At 70.9% G+C, this 2,473-nt stretch carries 2 protein-coding genes; one reads left to right on the top strand and one right to left on the bottom strand.

All coding sequences use genetic code 11. The features are described 5' to 3' along the window. Positions 1–92 precede the first annotated feature (92 nt). Positions 93–1,367: an ABC transporter substrate-binding protein gene (locus DQW06_RS17560; protein WP_013153374.1), complete on the bottom strand. Its 1,275-nt coding sequence runs from the start codon at positions 1,365–1,367 to the stop codon at positions 93–95. A gap of 238 nt (positions 1,368–1,605) precedes the next feature. Between DQW06_RS17560 and DQW06_RS17555 the strand changes: the two genes are divergently transcribed. Continuing rightward, positions 1,606–2,473: LacI family DNA-binding transcriptional regulator (locus DQW06_RS17555; protein ID WP_232833062.1), on the top strand; the 868-nt coding region annotated here is incomplete at its 3' end.

Below are 2,473 nucleotides of genomic sequence, written 5' to 3'. Positions count from 1 at the left end.
GCCGGGGGAGGCGGGACCGCCCGCCCCGGCACCGCCGGCCGCCGGGTCGCCGGTCATGGTGCCACCGGTCGCCTGGCTGTCGGTGCGGCCGGTCACAGGGCCGCCAGCGCGTCGACGAACTGCTCGGGCGTGCTCTCACCGTTGAACAGCGACTCGATCTCGGTGACCATCGGCGTGGCCACCTCCGGCGGCAGCGCCTGGTCCCACGAGAGCTGGAAGTGCGGCGCGTCGCGCACCATCTCGTACTGGAAGGTGGCGAAGTCCGGACTGGGGCTGTCGGCGACGACCTCCTCGGCGTTGGTGGTGGTGGGCACCTCGCCGTTCGCCACCATGTCGGCGACGTACTCCTCCTGGGACATGTACGTCAGGAACTCCATGGCCTGGTCCGTGTACTCGGTCTCGGCGGAGACCGAGAAGTAGTTGGTCGGGTTGCCGACCACGTTGGCGGGGTCGCCCTCGCCGCCCTCGATCGGCGGGAACGCCACGTACCCGAGGTCGTTCGTCGCGAACTCCTCGTTCTGGTCCAGGATGGTGGAGTACTCCCACGAGCCCATCAGGTGCATGGCGGCCCGGCCCTCGGACAGCAGCGCCGAGGCCGCGCCCTCGGTGTAGCTGACCGAGGCGTAGGAGTTGCCGAACGCGCCCTGGTCCACCAGTTCCTGGACCATCCGGGCGGCCTCCAGCACGGCGGGGTCGCGCCAGCCCTCGGAGTCGCCCTCCACGATGCGCGCGAACACCTCCGGTCCGCCGATGCGGTCCACGAGGTACTGGAGCCACATCTGTTCGGTCCAGGGGTCGGCCCCGGCCAGGGCGAAGGGGGTGACGCCCTCCTCGGTGAAGGTGTCGACCAGGTCCAGGATGTCCTGCCAGGTCTCGGGGGGCTCCGCTCCGGCCTCCTCGAACACCGTCTCGTTGTAGAAGAGGATGACCGGCTGGGTGCCGCGCAGGGGGATGCCGTACTGCACGCCGTCGACCTTGCCCGCCTCCAGGATGGAGGGGATGAAGGAGTCGGCGAACTCGGGGTTCTCGGCGAGCATGTCGTCCAGGGGGACGAGCATGTCCTGCTCGACGTAGGGCTCGATGCTGCCGCCGCCCCAGTTGAAGAACACGTCGGGCTTCTCGCTGGAGCCCATCGCCGTGCGCAGGCGCTCCTCGTAGCTGTCCCCGGGGACCTCGTCGATGACCGCCTCGGTCTCGGAGGCCCCGTTGAACCTCTCGACGGCGCCCTCCTGCACCACGACCAGGGTGTCCTGGTACATCCACACGTGCATGCGGTCGTCTCCGCCGCCGCCACCGGAACAGGCGGTGACGGCGAGCAGGCAGAGCGCCGACGCTCCGGCGGCGGAGCCCAGGCGGGGGGTTCTCATGGCCACTCCTCTTTCGAAACTATCGGTCAGTATTTCGAAATATTTGCGCCCGAATGTACGCGGCGTCACCGCGAGCGTCAATAGGAGGATGAGAGCTGGATCACCCGGAGCCGCGCGGGGTTGCCATGACCGCGTAGGATCAGGCGTCGTGAGTGCAGACCCGACCCCCGACTCCGCCCGGACCACCCTTTCGGAGCCGGTCACCATCTCGAAAATTGCGGAAGCCGCAGGCGTATCGGTGCCGACGGTCTCGAAGGTGCTGAACGGACGCGCCGACGTGGCCAGCGAGACCCGTGCACGCGTGGAGGAGCTGATCCGCCGCCACGGCTACCGGCGACGCCGGGGCCCGGGCGGAGGCCGTTCCTCCATGGTCGACCTGGTCTTCCACGAACTCGACAGCGCCTGGGCGGTCGAGGTCATCCGGGGCGTGGAGAGCGTGGCGCGCTCGGAGGGCCTCAGTGTCGTGCTGACCGAGTCCGGGGGCGCCCAGACCCCCCGCGACGACTGGGTCGACGCCGTGCTCGCCCGCCAGTCCACCGCCGTGATCCTGGTCTTCTCCGACCTGGCGCCCGAACAGCGCACGCGCCTGACCGCGCGCGGCATCCCCTTCGTCGTGGTGGACCCGGCGGGGGACCCGGGCCCGGACATGCCCTCGGTGGGCTCGGCCAACTGGAACGGCGGCCTGGTCGCCACCCGCCACCTCATCGAGCTCGGCCACCGGCGCATCGGCGTCATCGGCGGGCCCCGGCACGTGCTGTGCAGCAAGGCCCGCATCGACGGCTACGCCTCCGCGCTGGACTCGGCCGGACTGACGGCCGACCCCGCGCTCGTGCGCTACGGCGACTTCCACGTCGAGAGCGGGCGCGACCGGGGCCGGGAGCTGCTCCGGCTGGACGACCCGCCCACGGCCGTCTTCGCGGGCAACGACCTCCAGGCCATGGGCCTGTACGAGGCCGCCCGCGAGCTGGGCGTGCGCATCCCCGAGGACCTGAGCGTGGTCGGCTACGACGACCTGCCGGTGGCCCGCTGGATGGGGCCGCCGCTGACCACCGTGCGCCAGCCGCTCACCGAGATGGCCGAGGAGGCGACCCGGATGGCCCTCACCC

Source organism: Nocardiopsis sp. TNDT3 (genome assembly GCF_003427465.1).
Classification (GTDB): domain Bacteria; phylum Actinomycetota; class Actinomycetes; order Streptosporangiales; family Streptosporangiaceae; genus Nocardiopsis; species Nocardiopsis dassonvillei.
This window is presented reverse-complemented; position numbering and strand designations above follow the sequence as displayed.

Coding starts and splice junctions, on each gene's coding strand:
- DQW06_RS17560 (WP_013153374.1), bottom strand. CDS start 1,367: ATGAGAACCCCCCGCCTGGGCTCCGCCGCCGGAGCGTCGGCGCTCTGC.